Annotated in this window: 19 protein-coding genes and 1 pseudogene; 13 read left to right on the top strand and 7 right to left on the bottom strand. The window is 48.4% G+C overall.

What is annotated here, in order from left to right; all coding sequences use genetic code 11:
* Positions 1 to 64 precede the first annotated feature (64 nt).
* Together nfi and H6F51_21685 are read left to right on the top strand one after the other, a co-directional pair.
* Positions 65 to 724, top strand: coding sequence for a deoxyribonuclease V (gene nfi, locus H6F51_21690; GenBank protein MBD1825083.1), 660 nt, complete (start codon positions 65 to 67; stop codon positions 722 to 724).
* Between the two features lies 1 nt (position 725).
* Positions 726 to 1109 (top strand): hypothetical protein, encoded by a 384-nt coding sequence (locus tag H6F51_21685; protein ID MBD1825082.1) that lies wholly within the window; start codon positions 726 to 728, stop codon positions 1107 to 1109.
* Between the two features lie 164 nt (positions 1110 to 1273).
* Here the strand turns inward: H6F51_21685 and gatA are convergent, their stop codons facing one another.
* A complete protein-coding gene (gene gatA / locus H6F51_21680) occupies positions 1274 to 2722 on the bottom strand; it encodes an Asp-tRNA(Asn)/Glu-tRNA(Gln) amidotransferase subunit GatA (GenBank protein ID MBD1825081.1) in 1449 nt (482 codons plus the stop codon).
* Positions 2723 to 3122: 400 nt separating this feature from the next.
* On the opposite strand from gatA, the gene H6F51_21675 reads away from it, so the two are divergent.
* Both H6F51_21675 and xth read left to right on the top strand, forming a co-directional pair.
* On the top strand, positions 3123 to 4376 hold the full coding sequence (locus H6F51_21675; GenBank protein MBD1825080.1) for an FHA domain-containing protein: 1254 nt from the start codon (positions 3123 to 3125) through the stop codon (positions 4374 to 4376).
* 36 nt (positions 4377 to 4412) lie between these two features.
* Positions 4413 to 5201 (top strand): exodeoxyribonuclease III, encoded by a 789-nt coding sequence (gene xth, locus H6F51_21670; protein MBD1825079.1) that lies wholly within the window; start codon positions 4413 to 4415, stop codon positions 5199 to 5201.
* A gap of 15 nt (positions 5202 to 5216) precedes the next feature.
* Here the strand turns inward: xth and H6F51_21665 are convergent, their stop codons facing one another.
* Together H6F51_21665 and H6F51_21660 are read right to left on the bottom strand one after the other, a co-directional pair.
* Positions 5217 to 5933: a 2-phosphosulfolactate phosphatase gene (locus H6F51_21665; protein MBD1825078.1), complete on the bottom strand. Its 717-nt coding sequence runs from the start codon at positions 5931 to 5933 to the stop codon at positions 5217 to 5219.
* 22 nt (positions 5934 to 5955) lie between these two features.
* Entirely contained in the window at positions 5956 to 6714 is a 759-nt protein-coding gene (locus tag H6F51_21660; GenBank protein ID MBD1825077.1) for a TIGR00297 family protein, read from the bottom strand.
* Between the two features lie 57 nt (positions 6715 to 6771).
* Here H6F51_21660 and H6F51_21655 point away from each other — a divergent pair, with 57 nt between their 5' ends.
* Complete coding sequence (locus H6F51_21655) at positions 6772 to 7203, top strand: VOC family protein (GenBank protein MBD1825076.1); 432 nt, start codon at positions 6772 to 6774, stop codon at positions 7201 to 7203.
* Here H6F51_21655 and recR read toward each other — a convergent pair.
* Both recR and H6F51_21645 read right to left on the bottom strand, forming a co-directional pair.
* Positions 7200 to 7811 carry a recombination protein RecR gene (recR, locus tag H6F51_21650; protein ID MBD1825075.1) on the bottom strand — a complete coding sequence of 204 codons (612 nt, stop codon included), beginning with the start codon at positions 7809 to 7811 and terminating at the stop codon, positions 7200 to 7202. The genes H6F51_21655 and recR overlap by 4 nt on opposite strands.
* 31 nt (positions 7812 to 7842) lie before the next feature.
* Positions 7843 to 8193, bottom strand: a complete 351-nt coding sequence (locus tag H6F51_21645; protein ID MBD1825074.1) for a histidine triad nucleotide-binding protein — start codon at positions 8191 to 8193, stop codon at positions 7843 to 7845.
* Between the two features lie 115 nt (positions 8194 to 8308).
* Between H6F51_21645 and H6F51_21640 the strand changes: the two genes are divergently transcribed.
* The 7 genes and pseudogenes from H6F51_21640 (at position 8309) to H6F51_21610 (ending at position 18216) form a co-directional block, all read left to right on the top strand.
* Entirely contained in the window at positions 8309 to 8746 is a 438-nt protein-coding gene (locus H6F51_21640; GenBank protein MBD1825073.1) for a response regulator, read from the top strand.
* A 219-nt stretch (positions 8747 to 8965) separates the two neighbouring features.
* Positions 8966 to 11269, top strand: coding sequence for a GAF domain-containing protein (locus H6F51_21635; GenBank protein MBD1825072.1), 2304 nt, complete (start codon positions 8966 to 8968; stop codon positions 11267 to 11269).
* Positions 11226 to 11666, top strand: coding sequence for a response regulator (locus tag H6F51_21630; protein MBD1825071.1), 441 nt, complete (start codon positions 11226 to 11228; stop codon positions 11664 to 11666). Before H6F51_21635 ends, H6F51_21630 begins: the two co-directional genes overlap by 44 nt.
* Entirely contained in the window at positions 11615 to 13705 is a 2091-nt protein-coding gene (locus tag H6F51_21625) for a response regulator (protein ID MBD1825070.1), read from the top strand. The genes H6F51_21630 and H6F51_21625 overlap by 52 nt, the downstream gene beginning before the upstream one ends.
* A gap of 15 nt (positions 13706 to 13720) precedes the next feature.
* Positions 13721 to 13885: pseudogene (locus H6F51_21620) on the top strand (magnesium chelatase).
* A gap of 433 nt (positions 13886 to 14318) precedes the next feature.
* On the top strand, positions 14319 to 17285 hold the full coding sequence (locus tag H6F51_21615; GenBank protein MBD1825069.1) for an EAL domain-containing protein: 2967 nt from the start codon (positions 14319 to 14321) through the stop codon (positions 17283 to 17285).
* 565 nt (positions 17286 to 17850) lie between these two features.
* Complete coding sequence (locus H6F51_21610; GenBank protein ID MBD1825068.1) at positions 17851 to 18216, top strand: hypothetical protein; 366 nt, start codon at positions 17851 to 17853, stop codon at positions 18214 to 18216.
* Here the strand turns inward: H6F51_21610 and H6F51_21605 are convergent.
* A complete protein-coding gene (locus H6F51_21605; protein MBD1825067.1) occupies positions 18159 to 18746 on the bottom strand; it encodes a hypothetical protein in 588 nt (195 codons plus the stop codon). The genes H6F51_21610 and H6F51_21605 overlap by 58 nt on opposite strands.
* Positions 18709 to 19002 (bottom strand): hypothetical protein, encoded by a 294-nt coding sequence (locus H6F51_21600; GenBank protein MBD1825066.1) that lies wholly within the window; start codon positions 19000 to 19002, stop codon positions 18709 to 18711. Before H6F51_21600 ends, H6F51_21605 begins: the two co-directional genes overlap by 38 nt.
* 138 nt (positions 19003 to 19140) lie before the next feature.
* Between H6F51_21600 and H6F51_21595 the strand changes: the two genes are divergently transcribed.
* On the top strand, positions 19141 to 19806 hold the full coding sequence (locus H6F51_21595) for a hypothetical protein (GenBank protein ID MBD1825065.1): 666 nt from the start codon (positions 19141 to 19143) through the stop codon (positions 19804 to 19806).
* Positions 19807 to 19903 lie beyond the last annotated feature (97 nt).

The following is a 19903-nucleotide window of genomic DNA, read 5'->3' as shown; positions in this document are numbered from 1 at the left end:
GCAGCCCTGGAAAGAGATAATAGTGCATTGTAGGTCGATCGACAAAATCATACACGAAGCAGTCATGAAAATTGAACCACGACATGAGTGGGCGCTGACGGCAGAAGCAGCCATCCCAATCCAACAGGAACTTCGTCAAGAAGTCATCACCCAAGATCAGTTTGGTGTGGTTCAGTTTGTTGCGGGGATCGATGTGGGATTCGAGAGCGAGGGCACCGTCACGCGAGCGGCTGTCGCGGTGTTGTCTTATCCAGAGTTAAAGCTTCATGAAAGCGCGATCGCTCGTCGTCCGACAACCTTCCCCTACATTCCGGGGTTTCTCTCGTTTCGAGAAGTGCCTGCGGTGCTAGATGCGCTGGAGCAACTTCAAACCACTCCCGATTTGTTGCTGTGTGATGGTCAAGGATTGGCGCATCCAAGACGATTTGGCATCGCCTGTCATTTGGGAGTGTTGACGAATTTACCTGCGGTCGGGGTTGCAAAATCCCGATTAGTCGGAACTTATGCAGAAGTGCCAAACCAACGCGGTAAATGGGTGCCACTGCTACATAAAGGCGACACGATCGGAGCCGTTCTGCGAACTCGCATCGGCACCAATCCGCTTTATATTTCTTCTGGACATCGGATTAGTTTAGAAACAGCGATCGCTTATGTGATGGGTTGCACCACAAAATATCGATTACCAGAAACAACACGACATGCACACAAATTAGCTAGCGGCTGAAATGCGACTTTTAATTCTGATTATTCTGTTCATTAATGTGACATTACCGGTGCAGGCAGCACCTTGTCGAACCTTAGACAACCACGAAATTTGTATTGTGACCATCAAACGCAGCGCAAAGAACTATTGGGAGTATCGTGCCAAAGTGCGAGTCGATGGTGAAGTAAAGCCAATGCAGGTATACGACTGCCGTAAGAGAATTGCGATTCAACCGAACAAAGTTCTGGAGCTATTTGAACAAGATGGAACCGCAGAAATCGTCTGTAGTTTTTTCAAGCCGCCGCGTGATGCGTTTGGAGTCGCTAGTGGAAAACCGGGTTCATTTCGGGGAGTCAGCGACCCACTCCCCAATCTAGACGTTAAGAACATCTTAAGATCGCGCTAAGTTAGTATTTCCTTCGATAGTGTGAATAGCAGATACCTCCTAACTGCGTCTTTTGCCCCGTCCTATCCAAACCGGAATACGGGGTTTTGTTTGGATTGATTTTTGTTTGAGTGTTGATTTTTGTATGAGTACCGTTGCTGATACTCATACGATGATCTAGTCCCTCAAAGTTTAGGAATTCGCGTATGCCAATCGGTCGATCGCTCATACGCCGATGCCACCTGAAACACCTGATCTTCACGCAAGACATTCCCAACAATTTGCAGACCGATCGGTAAACCCTGCGAATCAAATCCACAAGGCACACTCATTCCCGGCAGTCCTGCTAGATTCACCGGAATCGTCATCAAATCGATCAGGTACATACTGAGTGGATCTTGAGATTTATCCCCTAGCTTAAATGCAGTGGTCGGTGCAGTCGGTGAAACTAGCACATCGACTTGCTCAAACGCTGCCTCAAAATCTTGTTTGATTAGCGTTCTCACTTTTTGCGCCTGTAGATAATACGCATCGTAATATCCGGCAGACAGCGCGTAGGTTCCGATCATAATTCGGCGTTTGACTTCTGCTCCGAATCCTTCCGATCGTGTCCGCGTGTACATCTCCATCAAGTTTTCAGCCTCTTCGATCCGCGCTCCATACTTCACCCCGTCGTATCGCGCCAAATTTGCGGAGGCTTCCGACGGTGCAATGATGTAGTACGCTGCAATCCCGTAACGGAATCGAGGACAGGAGATTTCTTTCACTTCTGCGCCCAATGCTTTGAGTTGATCGATCGCGCCATTCACCGCTTTTTCAACTTCTGGATCAAGTCCTTCTCCAAACGTTTCTTTAATCACCCCGACCCGCTTACCTTTCAGGTCTGAAGTCAGAAACTGCGTGTAATCCGGAACATCAACTTTCAGGCTCGTGGAATCTCGCGGATCGTATCCCGCGATCGCATTCAGCAAAATCGCCGCATCTTCCACCGATCGCGCAAATGGGCCAATCTGATCCAGCGACGACGCAAACGCCACCAAACCATAGCGCGACACCAAGCCATAGGTCGGCTTCAATCCCACAATGCCGCAAAACGAGGCAGGTTGCCGAATCGAGCCACCTGTGTCGGAGCCAAGCGCGATCGGACATTCTCCTCCGGCAACTGCCGCTGCCGATCCCCCCGACGATCCGCCCGGAACTCGTGACGTATCCCAAGGGTTCGCGGTTTTTGCATAAGCTGAAGTTTCGGTCGAGCCGCCCATCGCAAACTCATCGAGATTGGTTTTCCCAACCATCACAGCACCCGCATCGATCAGCTTCTGCGTCACGCTCGATTCATACGGCGGCACGAAATTTTGCAGAATCTTAGAGGCGCAAGTGGTCGGAACGCCTTTTGTACAGAGATTATCTTTAATGCCAATCGGAATTCCTGCCAGCAATCCAATTTCCTCGCCAGCAGCAATTTTGGCATCAATTTGCTTCGCGTGTTCCAAAGCGCGATCGCTCGTCACCTGCAAAAAACTATGCAGCATCGGTTCAAGCGCTTGAATCTGATTCAGCGACTCCTGCACAATTTCAACTGCCGATCGTTCTTTGCGGATGAGTTGTTGATGCAACTCGCGAATGGATGCCATCTGCATTACTCCCTATAACTGATGCTGTGTGCTCAAATCCACACAAATGTACAGTATAGTCGCTCGCGAATTACTCTTTATGCCTCGCTGATCCGTGGATCAGATTGTTGAATCAAATTGTTCGCCGATCGCTCATGCCACGCTCGATCGCACAAAGCTTGGAATTTACATCGCTATAGATTGATAGAGCGCAGTTGAGTCAGCAGCAGCGTTAGCAAGCGGGGAACTTCTGGGAATTTTGAGAGCAATCACAAACTCTTTTGCTGGCTCGACCTGAATAATTTCTGCATCAGTTGTAGAGCTTCAGGGTACAGTATTGTCCTGAGCCTCAAGCATCACTGAATTCCTGAATCTAAATCGTTCTTCGTTTCTTGTTCGTCCAAGCTTCTGTGGCGTGAATGTGATTACCCTAACTCTCTTGCATCCCGATCGGCTAACGCCCGTTCAGCACTGGACATTTAATGACGGTTCAACCGTCCGGGTGGGTCGATCGACAGATAATCAGGTTGTCCTCTACAGTGCCGTTGTTTCTCGCTACCATGCGGAAATTCGACGAGTCAATTCGTCTTGGGAACTGGTTAGCCTGGGCGCAAACGGCACGTATTACGAGGGCAAAAGAATTTCACAAGTGCCAATCCGCGATGGCATGATTTTTCGGTTGGCACGTTCAGGCCCAAATTTGCAAATTCATTTGGGTCGTCCCGATCCCGCGCTGCTGAAACGAGCCTCTGAGTCCACCCGTATTCCGGCTCAAGCTGTAAGCAATACCGTCGCTTACCACGGGGAAGACGATAAGACGCAATTGCTACAACCGTCAAAGATTGGCTTAACCTCAAAAACGACGATGGACTCAAGCCAGTCAAGTTATGCATCGGCAAATCCAGATCCCTGCACGATCGGACAATATCACTCGATCAAGCTTTTGAGTCGAGGCAAAATGGGTGTGACTTACGTAGGTCAGTATGCGGGCGAAGCCGTTCTCCTCAAAACGCTCCATTCGAGTTGGCTGAATCATCCGGAGGCGTTGTCGTTGTTCGAGCGGCAGGCAAAGCTGCTGCGATCGTTGAATCATCCTGGGCTTCCTCGTTGGCGCGATTTTTTTCGCGTGGACGGGCAGCCGTTTTTAGTCACAGAACTGATCGCAGGAAGAACGCTCTTTCACCACATTCTAGAGCGGGGCAAAGTCGATCTCAAGCAAGCAGTCGATTGGATGATCGAGGTGTGTGAAATTCTGGATTATCTCCACGCACAAGCTCTGCCCGTTCTCCATCAAGATATCCGTCCCTCCAATATTATTTGTCGATCGCATTCGACTTCTTCTTACCAGTTAGCGCTGGTTGATTTTGGCGGGGTGCGCGGACTAAGTTTAGATAAGCTAGCTGCTACTTATCTCGCTCCAGAGCAGAAATTTGGACAAGCAACCGTTTTATCGGATTTATATGCGATCGGCACCACACTCTCGTTTTTGATTTCAGGTCAGCCGCCGCACTTGTTCTACCGCCAATGGCAGCAGGATTATCGCTTTAGTCCCGATTTGATTCCGGGACTGTTGCCAGAGTTGGTTGAAGTGCTGTATCGACTAACAGAGCCAAATCCGAACGATCGCTATCAGTCGGCACGCGAGGTAGAAGCGGCGTTACGATCGCTCGTTTAATGCGAAGATGGAATCCGTTTGATTTGATCGAGCTTCATGAAGATTGCAACCTGGAATGTCAATTCGATTCGGACTCGTCTGGCTCATGTAACCCAGTGGCTCACCGACAATCCGATCGATCTGCTGTGTGTGCAGGAAACAAAGGTCGTCGATGAATTATTTCCGCATGAAGCGATCGCCTCGGTTGGGTATCACGCTTATGCGTTTGGGCAGAAGAGTTATAACGGGGTCGCGCTGATTAGTCGATCGCCGCTTCAGGCAGTGGATTTAGGGTTTGGGGCAATTTTGCCGGCAGAAATTGTCGGCGATTTGGACGATCAAAAGCGGGTGATTAGTACCGTGTTGAATGGTGTGCGAATTGTTGATCTTTATGTTCCGAATGGTTCAGCCGTGGGCAGTGAGAAGTATGAATACAAGCTGCGTTGGTTGAAAGTATTGCGCGAATATTTGCAGACCTTACTTCAGCAGTCTCCATCTTTACTGGTGTGTGGTGACTTTAATATTGCGCTTGAAGATATTGATATTCACAACCCAAAAGGACGTGAGAAGCAAGTGATGGCAACTGATTTAGAGCGGGAAGCATTGCGTCATGTCTTAGATCTTGGACTCTCCGATGCGTTTCGGAAGTTCACAACCGAAGGTGGACACTATAGCTGGTGGGATTATCGATCGGCGGGATTCCGTCGCAATGCAGGCTGGCGGATTGATCATCATTACCTGACACCGAATCTCTATGAGCGGGCGATTTCTTGTGTGATCGATCGTGCTCCCCGCGAACTTGAACAACCAAGCGATCATACGCCCGTGATTGTAGAACTCTCCTAACGCAAATTCAATCAGTTAATTTATGCAATTTGTATATGCTCCATTCATCAACGTAGGAACACAATCGCTGACATTGATCTCTGCTGCCAACTCGACATCTTGTTCAAAACCTCGCTGAATTAGTTCTTGACCGGAGCTACATTGCTTGATCAGATGGTTTAGCGATCGCAAGACCCCTTCATACGCCGCGACTGCTAATTCCGCTTCTGGTGATCGACTGCCGTTTAAACCATTGATCACCGCTCCCGCTCCGATCAAATCCTCGAAAGAAGGACGCAGGCTACCGTTCTCCCAGGTTTCTCCTGCTGGAATCACCGCGATTCTTCGTCCGTATTGCATTGCCGCGATCGCAACAGCTTGATGATTTCTCAAACACCCAGTTAGAGTCGGAGTTGTGCCTGTGATACGACTTAAAGAAGACCCATTTGGAGAGGGAAGCACCAGTCGAGTTCCTGGCTCGATCAAAAGCAACGAAGTCGGAGATAAAGAGTACCTCCCACTGCCACGCTTTTCGGCAATTTCTGCCCCTACGGATCGAGCAAATGCGTTGGCAGATTCATCTTTCCACTGATACGGAAACACGATCGCGCCTCGACGATTTGCAATCTCAATGCAAGTCGAAAACGAAAGAACATCAACAATAATGACAACATCACTGATAGGCGCTAACCGCAAAACCCCCTGCTGACCCCATTCACAGCGCACCTCAAATTGAGCTTGATCAAAGTTCATCCTAGAAGACTTGTTCTCCATTTTAGAACGCAAGTCCGATCGCAATTGCGACGATCGCACCAATCAAGGTATTCAAAATATTCACAACATCGTGAGTGAGAAATGGGACTTTATCTTCGATCGTGGCTCCAATCAGACTCTCGATTGTAGTTGCCACAAATGCCGCGATCGCACAAATGACAACTCCGATCGGGCTGATTAATCCCAGTAACCAACCGACGATCGCGATCGCGATTGAGCCGATCACACCTGCGATCGTGCCTTCTAAACTCACGGCTCCTTCTGTTCCACGCGGCACCGGCTTCAATGTCGTAATTAAAAACGTTCGTTGACCATACGCTTTCCCAATTTCTGTGCCGCAAGTATCGGATAGCTTGGTACAAAAACTCGCGACAAATCCTAATTGCAGCAACACAACCCAAGGCAACGACGGCGGAAGAACACTATTGGACAGCAGAAAGACTAAAATCGCGCAAATTGCACCAACGAGCGCTGATCCCCAAACATTTCCGGCTCCTCTGGCTCCCGATCGCGCTTCTGCAATCCCCAATTCTTCTTTCTGCGCCTTGCCCACGAAGGTCACACCAGATCCGACGAGAAAATAGAACATCACTAGAAGATAGCCCTGCCAGCCGAGACAGCCCCAGATGATGACTCCTAAAATCCAAGCATTTACCAGCCCACCTGGAGTGAGCAGTTTTTTCGGAACGATCGCAGCGACTCCAAGCAGAACCGTGTTGACTACGATCGCGATGAGCCAGTCTGAAGCAATTGGGGGCATAATTCACAGAAAAAATTCGCCATAATTAATTGTGGCATTTCTATGGCTGACGCGATTATGTCTTCAGTGCTGTTTCATCTAGCGTTTCCGGTTCGCGATATTCCCACGACAAAAAGCTATTACGTAGATGGTTTAGGCTGTGGTTTAGGGAGAGAAAACGCACAGTCTGCGATTCTGAATCTGTACGGTCATCAACTCGTCGCGCACGTTACACCTGATGCGATCGCACCGCAAACAGGCATCTACCCGCGTCACTTTGGGCTTGTGTTTACCGATGAAGCTGACTGGAGAGCTTTGCTCGATCGCGCTCAGCAAAAACAACTGACGTTTTATCAACAGCCAAAACAGCGCTTTCTCGGTACTCCACTCGAACACCGCACCTTTTTCCTGGTTGATCCGTTTGGCAATCTGATGGAGTACAAATATTACGCTCATCAAGACGCAATTTTCGGCAATCAAGATTCAGAGTTGATCGGCGATCGCACTTAATCCAATTCGCGCCTGCCTTCGAGTGCCCGTGCCAGCGTCACTTCGTCGGCATATTCTAAATCGCCGCCCATCGGTAAACCAAAGGCAATCCGAGTCACACGGGTAAAAGGCTTCAGCAAACTACCGACATACAGCGTTGTCGTTTCGCCTTCCACGCTGGGACTAATGGCAAGAATGACTTCTTCCACTTTTTGCTGGCTCACTCGTCGAACCAATTGCTTGATATTGAGTTGTTCCGGGCCAATGCCGTCGATCGGCGAAATTAATCCACCTAAAACGTGATACTTCCCGCGATATTCCCGCGTTTTTTCCAGCGCAATCACATCACGAGAATCTGCCACGACGCAGATCGTTTTGGCATCACGCTGGGGCGATCGACAAATTTCGCAGACAGGTTCTGCCGACAAATGACCGCATACAGAACAGTACCCAACCTGTAGCTTCGCTTCCATCAACGCCATCGCCAAAGCTTTCACTTCTTCTTCGGGGCGTTTGATCAGATGCAAAGCTAAGCGCTGGGCTGATTTGGGGCCAACACCAGGGAGGTGCTGCAATTGCTCGATCAATCGAGCTAAAGGGCGTGTGTAAACCGTTGTCCTTCCTCCGATTCGCTCTTGTCGATCGTAGCGCAAACCGCCTCTATCCGGGGGGCCAAGACAGCGATCGACCGCCTAAAATATGCAAGTGCAAATGATACACGGTTTGACCGCCATCTTCACCTGTGTTAATCACAAGACGATAGCCGTTGGTCAGTCCTTGTTGTTCTGCAACTCGTTTAGCGGTCAGAAGCAGGTGCCCCATTAAGGCATGATCTTTAGATTCTGCATCCGAGAGTTTGGCGATCGGTTGCTTGGGAATCACCAAAATATGAACAGGCGCTTGCGGGTTCACGTCGCGAAATGCCAGCGCTAGATTATCCTCGTAAACGATATCCGCCGGAATTTCTTTGCGAATGATTTTGCCGAAAATGGTATCGGTCGGGTCGCTCATACAGGCAAGTAAAATCAGTTCGCTGAATATTGTATCAATCTTGTTGATATGAAAAAGTTAACAAATTTCCAAGCGTTCGCGATCGAGAATGTTTTACTAAAGTTAGCAAGACTACATTCGAGGAAGATTTTTCGTGGAACGTTTCATTCTAGTGCTAGAAGAAAATCCAGAACATACGCTTTTAATTCAATCTGCGTTTCAGCAAGATGCTTTTCAAGTCAAAGTGATCGCTGATGGCACAAGCGCAATCAATTTCTTACAGCGTCGCGGCGAATATTCTGAAGCTCCGCGCCCTGATTTAATTTTACTCGACCTGAATTTACCTGGAAAATCGGGGCAAGAGATATTAACAGAATTAAAGTCCGATCCGAAGCTGAGACGAATTCCGGTTGTGATTTTGACTAGCTCTGATCGAGAAGAAGAAATCTTCCAAAGTTATACGCTGCAAGGTAACAGCTACGTTATTAAAGCTTCGGATCGCGATCAATTATCACAAATCATTCAACGAATTAAAGATTTCTGGTTAGGAATTGTGACTTTACCATTAGAGTGAGCGCTCATTTCTCCAGAGCATACAGATAAGTAAAAACAATTGATCTCAAAATAAAATTACTTCGGTTTTATTTAACAATCTGGCTTAGTTTTCTAAGTTATGCTGCTGACTGAGAGTAGAAATAGAAATGCGGCAGCTTAAGATTTGAACTCTGCATCATCGGTCGAAAAGCTCCCACATAAAGCACAATATTTTCGCGCCCTAGGCGTAAGGACAGCTATGACCGATATCACTTTGGAAGCGCAACCCAGTAGCTTAATCAGCTTGAAACAACCCTCAATTCACCGCTTAACTCAGATTCAGCCGCATGGTATTCTAATTGTCTTACAGGAACCTGATCTAACTGTTCTGCAAGTGAGCGGAAATACGAATTCTGCTCTTCAGATTGCTCCAAGCAATTTGTTGGGTAAAGCGATCGATGAAATCTTTGATTCATTCCAAGTTGAGCGATTTCGGGAAGGATTAGCCGCAGATAATTTGGACTTTATCAATCCGACAAGAGTTTGGATCAGAAAAAGAGGCGATGATTACGCCGTATTTGATGCAGTGTTTCATCGGAGTGCAGATGGATTCTTAGTGTTGGAATTAGAGCCTGCATTAGCTCAAGAAAACATTCCGTTTTTAAGCTTCTATCACCTTGCGAAAGCTTCGATTAATCAGCTACAAGCAACAGCAAATCTACAAGATTTCTGTCAGATTATTGTGCAAGAAGTTCGGAAAGTGACGGGGTTCGATCGCGTCATGCTCTACAAATTTGATGGCGATGGTCACGGAGAAGTCGTTGCAGAAGAGAAAATCGAAGAACTAGAGCCTTATTTTGGCTTGCATTTCCCAGAATCAGACATTCCTCAGCCTGCGCGTAAGATGTTTGTCTCAAACTGGATTCGTGTGATTCCAGATGCTCATGCTGAACCCGTTTCGCTCTATCCTGCTCATAATCCTGTCACTCAGCAACCGACAGATTTAACGCTATCAATTCTGCGGAGTCCTTACGCCTGTCACACTGAATATTTGCACAATATGGGCGTAGGCGCATCGCTGACCATTTCATTGATGAAAGACCAAAAGCTCTGGGGATTAATTGCCTGTCATCATCGCACCCCGAAAGCCGTTTCTTACGAATTACGTAAGGCTTGCGAATTTTTAGGTCGAGTCATTTTTGCAGAAATTTCTACACGCGAAGAAGCCGCAGATTATCACTATCGAATGCACCTAGCACGAGTGCATTCTGCATTGATTGAATCAATGTCTGAAGCGGAGAATTTTATTGATGGCTTAATTCAATCTGAGCTGAATTTATTGGATTTAGCAGATGCAAAAGGGGCTGCGATTTGTTTTGGAGGACGCTGGACAACGATCGGGCAAACGCCATCCGAAGAAGAACTAAATTACTTAGTGCAATGGCTGGCGAAAAACGTCGATGACGAAGTGTTTTATACTAGCGAATTACCCGCTATTTATTCGGATGCAGAGCGCTTCAAGCACGTCGCTAGCGGATTATTAGCGATTCCCATTTCAAAACGGAGCTACGTGCTTTGGTTCCGCCCCGAAGTGATCCAAACCGTGAATTGGGGGGGTGATCCCAATCATGCGTATGAACTGCAAGAAGTGGGCAATGAACGTCGTCTCTGTCCGCGTAAGTCGTTTGAATTATGGAAAGAAACGGTTCGGCTGAATTCATTGCCGTGGAAACCCGTTGAAATTCAAGCAACCCTTGAATTACGAAAAGCGATCGTTAACATCGTGCTGCGACAAGCGGAAGAATTGGCACTCTTGGCACAGGATTTAGAGCGATCGAACGCAGAACTGAAAAAGTTTGCTTATGTTGCCTCTCATGATTTACAAGAGCCGCTGAATCAAGTTGCAAACTATGTGCAACTGCTCGAAATGCGCTACCACGACTCCCTCGATCAAGATGCCACGGATTTCATCGATTTTGCGGTCGAAGGTGTGAGCTTAATGCAGACCTTGATCGATGATGTTTTGGTGTATTCAAAAGTCGATCTCAAAGGTATTGAATGGCAACTCACCGATGCGGAAACGGCTCTGAATCATGCATTGAGTAATTTGCGTGGACGCATTGCCGAGACTGGAACTCAGATTACTTTTGATCCAATGCCGCAAATTGTGGCAGACGGGACTCAATTGATGCAACTGTTCCAAAATTTGATTGGGAATGCGATCAAATTCAAGGGCAATCAGCCGCCACACATTCATATTGGCGTTCAGCGACAGGAAGATGCTTGGCTCTTCTCAGTCCGAGACAACGGTATCGGCATCGAGCCGCAATTTAACGATCGTATTTTCGTGATCTTTCAGCGGTTACATACCCGTGATGAGTATCCCGGATCAGGCATGGGATTAGCCATCTGTAAAAAGATTGTCGAATGCCATCGCGGACGCATCTGGGTCGAATCGGAAATCGGTCACGGCGCGACTTTTCACTTCACCATCCCCGTTGGAGGACGAGATCCCAGCCATGCGATCGGACAAAAGAAAAACTATCTTTTTAATCGAAGATAACCGAGGCGATATTCGGCTTATCCAGGAAGCGCTCAAAAGCACCGCAACTGAATGTGAAGTTATTGTGGCGCGGGATGGGGTCGAAGCAATGCAACTCCTTCAGAGTCAGGAAACTTACCCAGACCTGATTCTGTTGGACTTGAATTTGCCGAGGAAGGATGGACGGGAAGTGCTCGCCGAGATCAAAGCTGATCCGTTGCTGAAGCACATTCCCGTCGTTGTGCTGACGACCTCGCGCAATGAGGAAGACATTCATAAGAGCTACGATCTGCACGTGAATTGCTATATCGCCAAATCCCGCAATCTGAGCCAGTTGTTCAAAATCATTCGGGGGATTGAAGAGTTTTGGCTAGACACCGCCACATTACCGATCAAAGTCGGACAGAGTCCCACTTAGAACAGCGTCCCTGTGTCAAAGTGCTACTGGTCGAAGACAATGCAGCAGAAGCGCGACTGTTGCAAGAGATTCTAAAGCACACGATCGAATGCCGATTTCAGCTTGTCCCAGTGCAGCGAATGCGCGAAGCGATCGCGCTGCTGGAATCTGAGGCATTCGATGTTGTCTTGCTGGATCTCACGCTGCCAGATAGTGCGGGACTCGATTCGCTGAATACGATGCTGCGGCATTCTCCCAATCTCCCGATCGTGGTTCTGACCAACACAAACGACGATCAGCTTGCCATTCACGCCGTCCGACACGGCGCTCAGGATTATCTCGTGAAACGGCAGATTAATCCGGATACCTTTATTCGCTCCATTCGATATGCGATCGAGCGCAAACAAGCAGCAGAAGCGCTCCGAGAAGCAAACGATATTCTTGAACATCGCGTCCAAGAACGGACAAGAGAACTGGAAACGGCAAATCAGCGGCTGCAACAAGAAATCGATCGTGCTCAGAAAATCCAAGAGCGGCTAGAACTCGCACAAAAAGCCGCAAAAATGGGCAGCTTTGAATGGAACCTCCACACCCAGGCAATGGCTTGGACAGGCGAGGTCGAAGCGCTTTACGGCTTAGTACCTCATAGTTTTGGTGGCACTGCTGCCGATTGGATTGCGTTGATTCACCCGGACGATCGCGCCAAAATCGAGCAAGAATGCCAAAGTGCGATCGCGCAGTTCCACGGACTCGACATCGAATTCCGTATCCTGCATCCCAACGGCAGCATTCGTTGGATCGCCGTTCAAAGCAGCGTCTTTGCATCAGAGCTGAATTCGCCACGAATGCTGGGAATTCACATGGATATCACCGAGAAAAAACAGCTTGAAGCCCAGTTTTTCAGAGCGCAACGGCTCGACAGCCTCGGAACCCTAGCAAGCGGAATTGCTCACGATCTCAACAACATTCTGACTCCAATTCTGGCAGTCACTCAACTGCTTCCGCTCAAACTTCCCAATCTCAGCGACCAAAACCGCGTTCTGCTCACCACTGCCGAAACCAGTGCCCGACGCGGAGCCGATCTCGTGAAGCAAATTCTGGCGTTTGCGCGAGGCATTGAGGGACGACGAGTCAGCCTACAACTCCGTCACGTCCTGCGCGAAATTCAGGACATCATTCAGCCCACCTTTCCAAAATCGATCGACCTTCACACAGACATCGCACCCGACCTTTGGCCAATCACAGGCGATGCCACTCAGATCCATCAAATCCTAATGAACCTGTGCGTGAATGCTCGCGATGCGATGCCCGACGGCGGAGCGCTGACGCTTAAAGCTGAGAATGTCACGATCGACGCCGCGATCGCTCGCTTGCATCTGGAAGCCCAAGTCGGGGCTTACGTTTTGGTTACAGTGACGGATACGGGAAGCGGCATCACTCCGGACAATCTTCAGCGAATTTTCGACCCCTTTTTCACCACCAAAGACATTGGCAAAGGCACAGGTTTAGGACTCTCCGCTTTGCTCGGCATTGTCAGAAGCCATGGCGGATTTGTCGATGTTCACAGCCAAATCGATCAAGGCAGTCAGTTCAAGATTTATCTACCTGCCACTTCTACGATCGAACCCCCCGCCCCGCTGGATTCCAAACCGTTATCTGGTGAACAGACCCTAATTTTGATTGTCGATGACGAAGCAGCCATTTGTGAAACTGTGCAAGCCACACTGCTCGATTACGACTACCAAGTGCTGACCGCTGCGAGTGGCTTAGCCGCGATCGAGCTTTTGACGCAATACAAAACTCAAATTCGCACGGTTTTGCTCGATTTGATGATGCCATCGCTGGATGGATTTGCCACGTTACCCCTTCTGCGGCAGTGGAATCCTCAACTGTATGCGATCGCCATGAGCGGAGTCGCTTCTACAGAGGTCGTTGCCCAAGCAGAAGCACATGGCTTTCAGGGATTTTTGCAAAAGCCATTTACAACACAGGATCTCGTGAGCATCCTGTCTCACGATCGCGCTTTACCGCAGAATGCAGGGTACTCTACCGAGAGGTAAAAACTGAGGTAAAGAATGCTGGCAAGGGTTTGGAGTGCGTCACTCATTGGAATCGATGCCGTAAAAGTCGGCGTTGAAGTCGATGTTGCGGGGGGATTGCCAGGAATTGTTGTAGTGGGATTACCCGGAACAGAGGTCGAAGAACCGGGCAAACGGGTTGCATCAGAAGCAAGGTCAGCGGTTGAGTCTTCAACTCACCCTCACTTTTCTCAGCAAACCCTCGCACCGAATGAGCGATTGCCCTTTTGCAATCGCTCTGGAGGCTCACGTTAATTTTGCGTCCTCTGGGGAAATCTGAGTAAAACAACGCAAAGTGGAACTCTCATGAATTGTGGGAGATCAACTCAATGACTTCTGGTCTGATAGAGCTTCAGCAATGGCTTAACACTTAGGCTCTGGTCAAGTTAAGTGTGAACTATTGTGCTGGTTAAGTCAGCACTCCTAAAGAATCTCAGCTCATGTGGATGAAAGAGACCCAAGCTTGTTTTATAAAACTGTTGGACGCAGAGTTGAAAGTGAATACATGATCGCTCCCAAGAAGACTCTACTTATCGTTGGCATTACCTTTCTCGGGTTACTAAGTACCGTGTACACGGTCTCATCGACTATTTTGATGCGACATGTTCGCGATGCAGAAGCTCGGAGTACGCGTCAGTCTATTCAGGGAGTTTTAAGTGTCTTTACTCAAACTCAAGAGAACTTCAGCAGCCGTTTTGCAGACTGGTCTTCCTGGGATGATACCTACACCTTCGTTCAAGATGGCAACCTCAACTACATCAAATCCAATCTCGTTCCAGAAGCACTGGCAAATTTGAAGGTAGATTTAGCACTGCTTGTCCAACCCTCAGGGCAAGTCGTTTTCGGAACGGGATTCGATCAACAACACAAACGCAAGTTACCCATCCCACCCAAAGTTTTACAACATCTTTCCACTGAAGATCCACTGCTTCAGCAACCCCTTCGCGGCACTAACTTATCAGGGATCATATTATTGCCATCCGGTCCGATGTTAATTACATCGAGACCCATTCTGACAAGTGAAGGTAAAGGACCAATCCGGGGGGTGTTAATTTTTGGTCGCTATTTAGATGCCAATACGATTCAGCGGCTCTCTGACGTGATGCGATCGCAGCTTACCGTCCAGCAGCTGCAAGGCAACCTACCCGAAGATTTTGAAGCAGTGCGTCCTGCTTTGACAACCCGAGCCCCAATTCTAGTCCGCCCCGTGAGTGAACAGACGATCGAGGGGTATGTTCTGCTGACTGATATTTACCGTCAACCAGCACTGCTATTGCGAGTTGATACTCCCCGCGAGATTTATCACCAAGGCAAGAAAAGCCTAAACTATCTCACGATTTCTCTACTCGTCATTGGGCTCATCGGTGGTGGCATCATTCTTCTATTAGTGCAACGGTTAGCCTTATTTCTCTCGGAACGTCAACGTGCTGAGACAGCCTTACAGCAAGTTGAGGAGAAGTATCACAGCATTTTCGAGAATGCCATAACTGGGCTTTTTCAAACCACTCCAGATGGGCACTATCTCAGTGCGAATCCCGCTCTAGCTCAGATCTATGGTTACGAATCACCGGAGGAACTGCTCGTCGCTTTGCCCGACATCGAACATCAATTGTATGTTGATCGAAATCGTCGCAAAGAATTTACAGCATTATTGCAGCAGCAGGATGTAATCAAGAAGTTTGAATCACAAGTCTATCGCAAAGATGGTAGCGTGATTTGGATTTCGGAGACTGCCCGAGTCGTGCGGGATGCTAACGACCAAGTGCTGTACTACGAGGGCTCGGTTTTAGATATCACAGAGAATAAACTGACCGAAGCGGCATTGCGCGAAAGTGAAGAGCGGTATGCCCTAGCAATTCAAGGGACACACGATGGACTATGGGACTGGAATTTAACCCTAAACCAAACCTTTTTCTCATCCCGCTGGAAAGCAATGCTGGGGTATGAAGACAACGAAATTGCGCATCATCCTAATGAATGGCTGAATCGCATTCATCCCGATGATGCGTTGAAAGTTCATCAAGAGATTGCGGCTTGCATTGAGGGAATAATAACGCAGTTTGAAAGTGAGCATCGTTTGCTACACAAGGATGGGCGGCATCTTTGGATGCTCAGCCGGGGCTTCGTCGTCCGGGACGAAAATGGCAAAGCTTACCGGATGGTGGGATCCCAAACAGATATTACCGAGCGTAAGCAGGCTGAAGAACAGCTATTGCATGATGCTTTACATGATTCCCTCACAGGTTTAGCGAATCGCATTTTGTTTATGGAGCGCTTGAGACACGTGATTCAGTTGTCTAAGCGGCATGAGAATTACCTTTTCGCAGTTCTGTTTATCGATCTTGATCGCTTTAAGGTGATTAATGATAGTTTGGGTCACATGGTCGGCGATCAGCTTTTAGTTGCCATTGCTGAAAAACTGGGCGACTGCTTACGACCGGATGATACCTTTGCCCGTCTCGGTGGGGATGAGTTTGTGATTTTGCTCGATGGCATTCAGGATGATGAGGAGGCTACTGAAATCGCTGAGCATGTACAGCAGACGCTAAAGCACCCCTTTCATATCAATACTCAGGAAATTTTCGCCACTGCAAGTATCGGGATTATTCTCAGCACAACAACAAACTATGAGCGACCGGAAGACCTGCTAAGAGACGCTGATACTGCAATGTACCGTGCAAAAGCACTCGGTCGCGCCCGTCACCAAGTGTTTGATCCTTCGATGCACGATTCTGCCGTCGCACTGCTACACATTGAGAATGACATGCGGCGTGCCCTGCAAAATCAAGAATTTCAGCTCTATTATCAGCCGATCGTCTGCATCAGAACTGACAAAGTTCAAGGGTTTGAGGCCTTGGTTCGATGGCAGCATCCTAAACGCGGTTTGATTATGCCATCCGAGTTTATTCCCATTGCTGAAGAGACTGGATTGATTATTCCTCTGGGTTGGTGGGTGATGCGAGAAGCATGCCGTCAAATGCAGGAATGGCAACTTCAGTTCCCGACAGAGCCACCCCTGACTATCAGTGTCAACGTTTCTAGTAGACAGTTTGCTCAACCGGATCTAGTCAACCAAGTTCAGCAGATTTTGCAGGAAACGGGGCTTAGTGCTCAATGTTTGAAGCTGGAAATCACCGAGAGCACGGTGATGGAAAACGCGGATGCTGCTGTCGTAATGCTTCAAAGATTGAGAGACTTGGGCATTCATCTCTCCATGGATGATTTTGGTACCGGATATTCCTCTTTAGGCTATTTGCATCGTTTTCCTGTGGATACGCTGAAGATCGATCGCTCCTTCATCACCAACGTAGAAGACGACCTGGAAAAGATGGAAATTATTCGCACGGTGGTTAACTTGGCTTGGAATTTAGGAATGGATGTGGTTGCAGAGGGTGTGGAGACGAAAAAACAATTAGCTCAACTTAAGGTTCTCAGATGTGAGAACGGGCAAGGCTACATCTTCTCGCGACCACTCAATCATGCCGCTGTTGCTGCTCTTCTTGCAGACAAACGAATCTTCGCTTCCAACGAAGTGGGTCAGTTTGGAGAGGCGCTGCCGTAATTGATTGTCCTATGGAAAATCGTCGCTCACGCGTGCAAGGAGCAGGATGCAGATTCATCGTGTTCTCCCCCAATACGACCTATTCCTAGCGTGCTCTAAATCGAAAAAAATTGCACCCCGATCAAAAACATTGAGCAAAAGGCAGCACAGAACAAATGCTGTCGTCTGATACCTGTGGCTGGCTTTCTAAAGATTTCCGTCAGAAGAGCCATTCAATCACGCTGACCCACATGTCTAGAACGCGACTCAATTCTCTGAAGTATTCAGCCCGATCGCATCCCCAACCTAAGATCATCTTCCCGGATCACGCCGCTCTCCCATAAGTCCCCAAGCCACTAGCCCAATCATGAACGCCAGAATCAGCCATGCCTCGATCGTATCGTCATGGGCGCGATCGCGGGTTCAGAGTTCACTAATAGATCGACTAAAGATTCTTCCATTGTTCAAACCTTGAGAGGATGGCTTTAGTGTTCTGACCACTTTTCAACGGCTGAGACATCCTCTAAGCTGTAAAACTAGCTCGCTAACACGTGCGCTAACTCAACGAATGCTTAGGAGAAAGGACATGAATCATTGGAAACTCATGCTGGGACTGCTCCTGACTACTGTTCTGCTTCCGATGCCGATCGTGCGAGCAGAATCAACCCCGACGAATGCAACGACTGCTCCCGTTGCGACAGCGGCAGCCGTTCCGCCTCTAACGCCGTATGACTTAGTGTATGCTGCATACCAAGGTCGTCTCCGGGCGCAGGGCTTGCGTAGCTATGGAGCCTTTGCGGATGGATGTAACCAAGGAACTCTAACGGCAAATGATGTGGTACAAGTGGCGATCAAGGCAAATCTACTGCCGCAGAGCATTTTGCAGGATCAGGGCTACATGAATGCTGTGGATGCACAGATGAAAGCGTTCAAGAACAATTCGGGTAGATAAGCATAGAAGCCTTCCCACTCGATCGAAACCCCTGTTCTTGCTGAAGGGGAAAGGATCAGAATATCCAAATCTGCTTCTTGCAAGTAGGCTGTTGGATCATCGAAAAATGAATCGAATGCCCCTTCTCGATTTGTCTCCGAGTCGATGCGCTCAATGCGCTTATTCGGATAACGCAGACGATAGATGCGCTTTACGATTCGAGCGTTTTTCTGGGATGAGGTGACATATAGAAATTTTCTGATCGGCTCGCCATTCGCGCCGAGCGGGTCGCCCAGGGACGGCAGAAAGCCCGACAAATTGCCGGAGCCGATCCGGATATTCCACGGGGCGGAATTGCGCCAATGCTTGAAATATTGCGTTTCTTCAATGCCTGAAACTGCTTTGAGGAAGTTAATCGAGCGATCGTATACTTCAGCTTCTGCTGCCACGATCGCGCCATTCTGACTCGCCTTCGCTGCAATTTCGCTAAATCGCTCCAATATTGCAGGCTGTTTATCTCCGAGCGTCCCGCCAAAGAGCAGCTGCTCCAAGCATTGATTTGCCTCGTCTAGGGCGATATGAAATATCGTTATAGAAGGCTTTTCGCTGATCAGGATCAGCAAGATTGTAATGCCCAATATGGGGAATATCGAAGCGTTTCGCATTCTGAAAGCCGAGAGAATTCAGCATCCCCAGGACAATAACGTTTCCGCCTTGAGCGATCCACTCGCGAATTAAATCCTCGCTAATCCGAACAGATTTTCCAGCCCCCGTATTTGCCCCCAGGATGATGATTTTTCTGGGCATCGAGCCTTTACTCAGGGCGGTTCAGCTCAGGTCGTTAGCTGGCTTGAGTCATTGGTGTTGGCGGTGCTTGGAACGTGTCTGTTGGATTCATTAAACTTAGGACGTTGAGTAAGCCCATCCTCAGATGGCTCTGAAACTATGACATTTGAATTCGATCATCTCTTTATCTGGACTGATATTGGTGCTTACGAAGCTGAGCGCCTAGTATCATTCGGTTTGGTGGAGGGAACCTCTAGTACGCATCCTGGGCAGGGCACAACTAATCGCCGTTTCTTTTTTCATAACGCAATGTTGGAGTTGTTGTGGATTCATGATCCAGAAGAGGCAAGGTCTGAGCTAATCCGTTCCACTCGTCTTTGGGAGCGATGGACGCATCGGAACGATGGTGCATGTCCATTTGGGATCTGTCTGCGCCCGGTCATTGGTGACACAGTTGCATTTTCCAGTTGGGCATATCGCCCACCTTATTTGCCTAAAACAATGAGTATTGAGGTGGGAAAGAATAGTGATGTGTTGACTGAGCCATGGCTGTTCCAGACTCCATTTGGTCAACGTCCAGATCGATATCCTGTTGAGAAGTCACAACCTCTAGATCATGGTATTGGTTTACGCGAAATTACTCGTGTAGAGTTGGTCAGTCCTGCTGCAAATAGTTTGTCACCCGAACTTCAAGCAGTGGTTGATACCAATCAGATAAAGCTACGAGGAGGAGCAGAGTACTGTATAGAGCTTGGGTTTGATGGAGAAATGCAGGGGAAACAGGTAGATTTCCGACCTCAGTTGCCGCTTGTTATGAATTGGTAGCGTAAAGTCGCCACCTAACAAGTTGCTGCACCGGAACGATGAGATTGGTTGGTCGAGAGGTTGTCTGCGTCCGGTGAGCTTGGTCGTTAGGCAGAAT

Source organism: Cyanobacteria bacterium FACHB-DQ100 (genome assembly GCA_014695195.1).
Lineage (GTDB): Bacteria > Cyanobacteriota > Cyanobacteriia > Leptolyngbyales > Leptolyngbyaceae > Leptolyngbya.
Note: the sequence above shows the minus strand (reverse complement) of the source record. Positions and strands in the feature narration are given on the sequence as shown.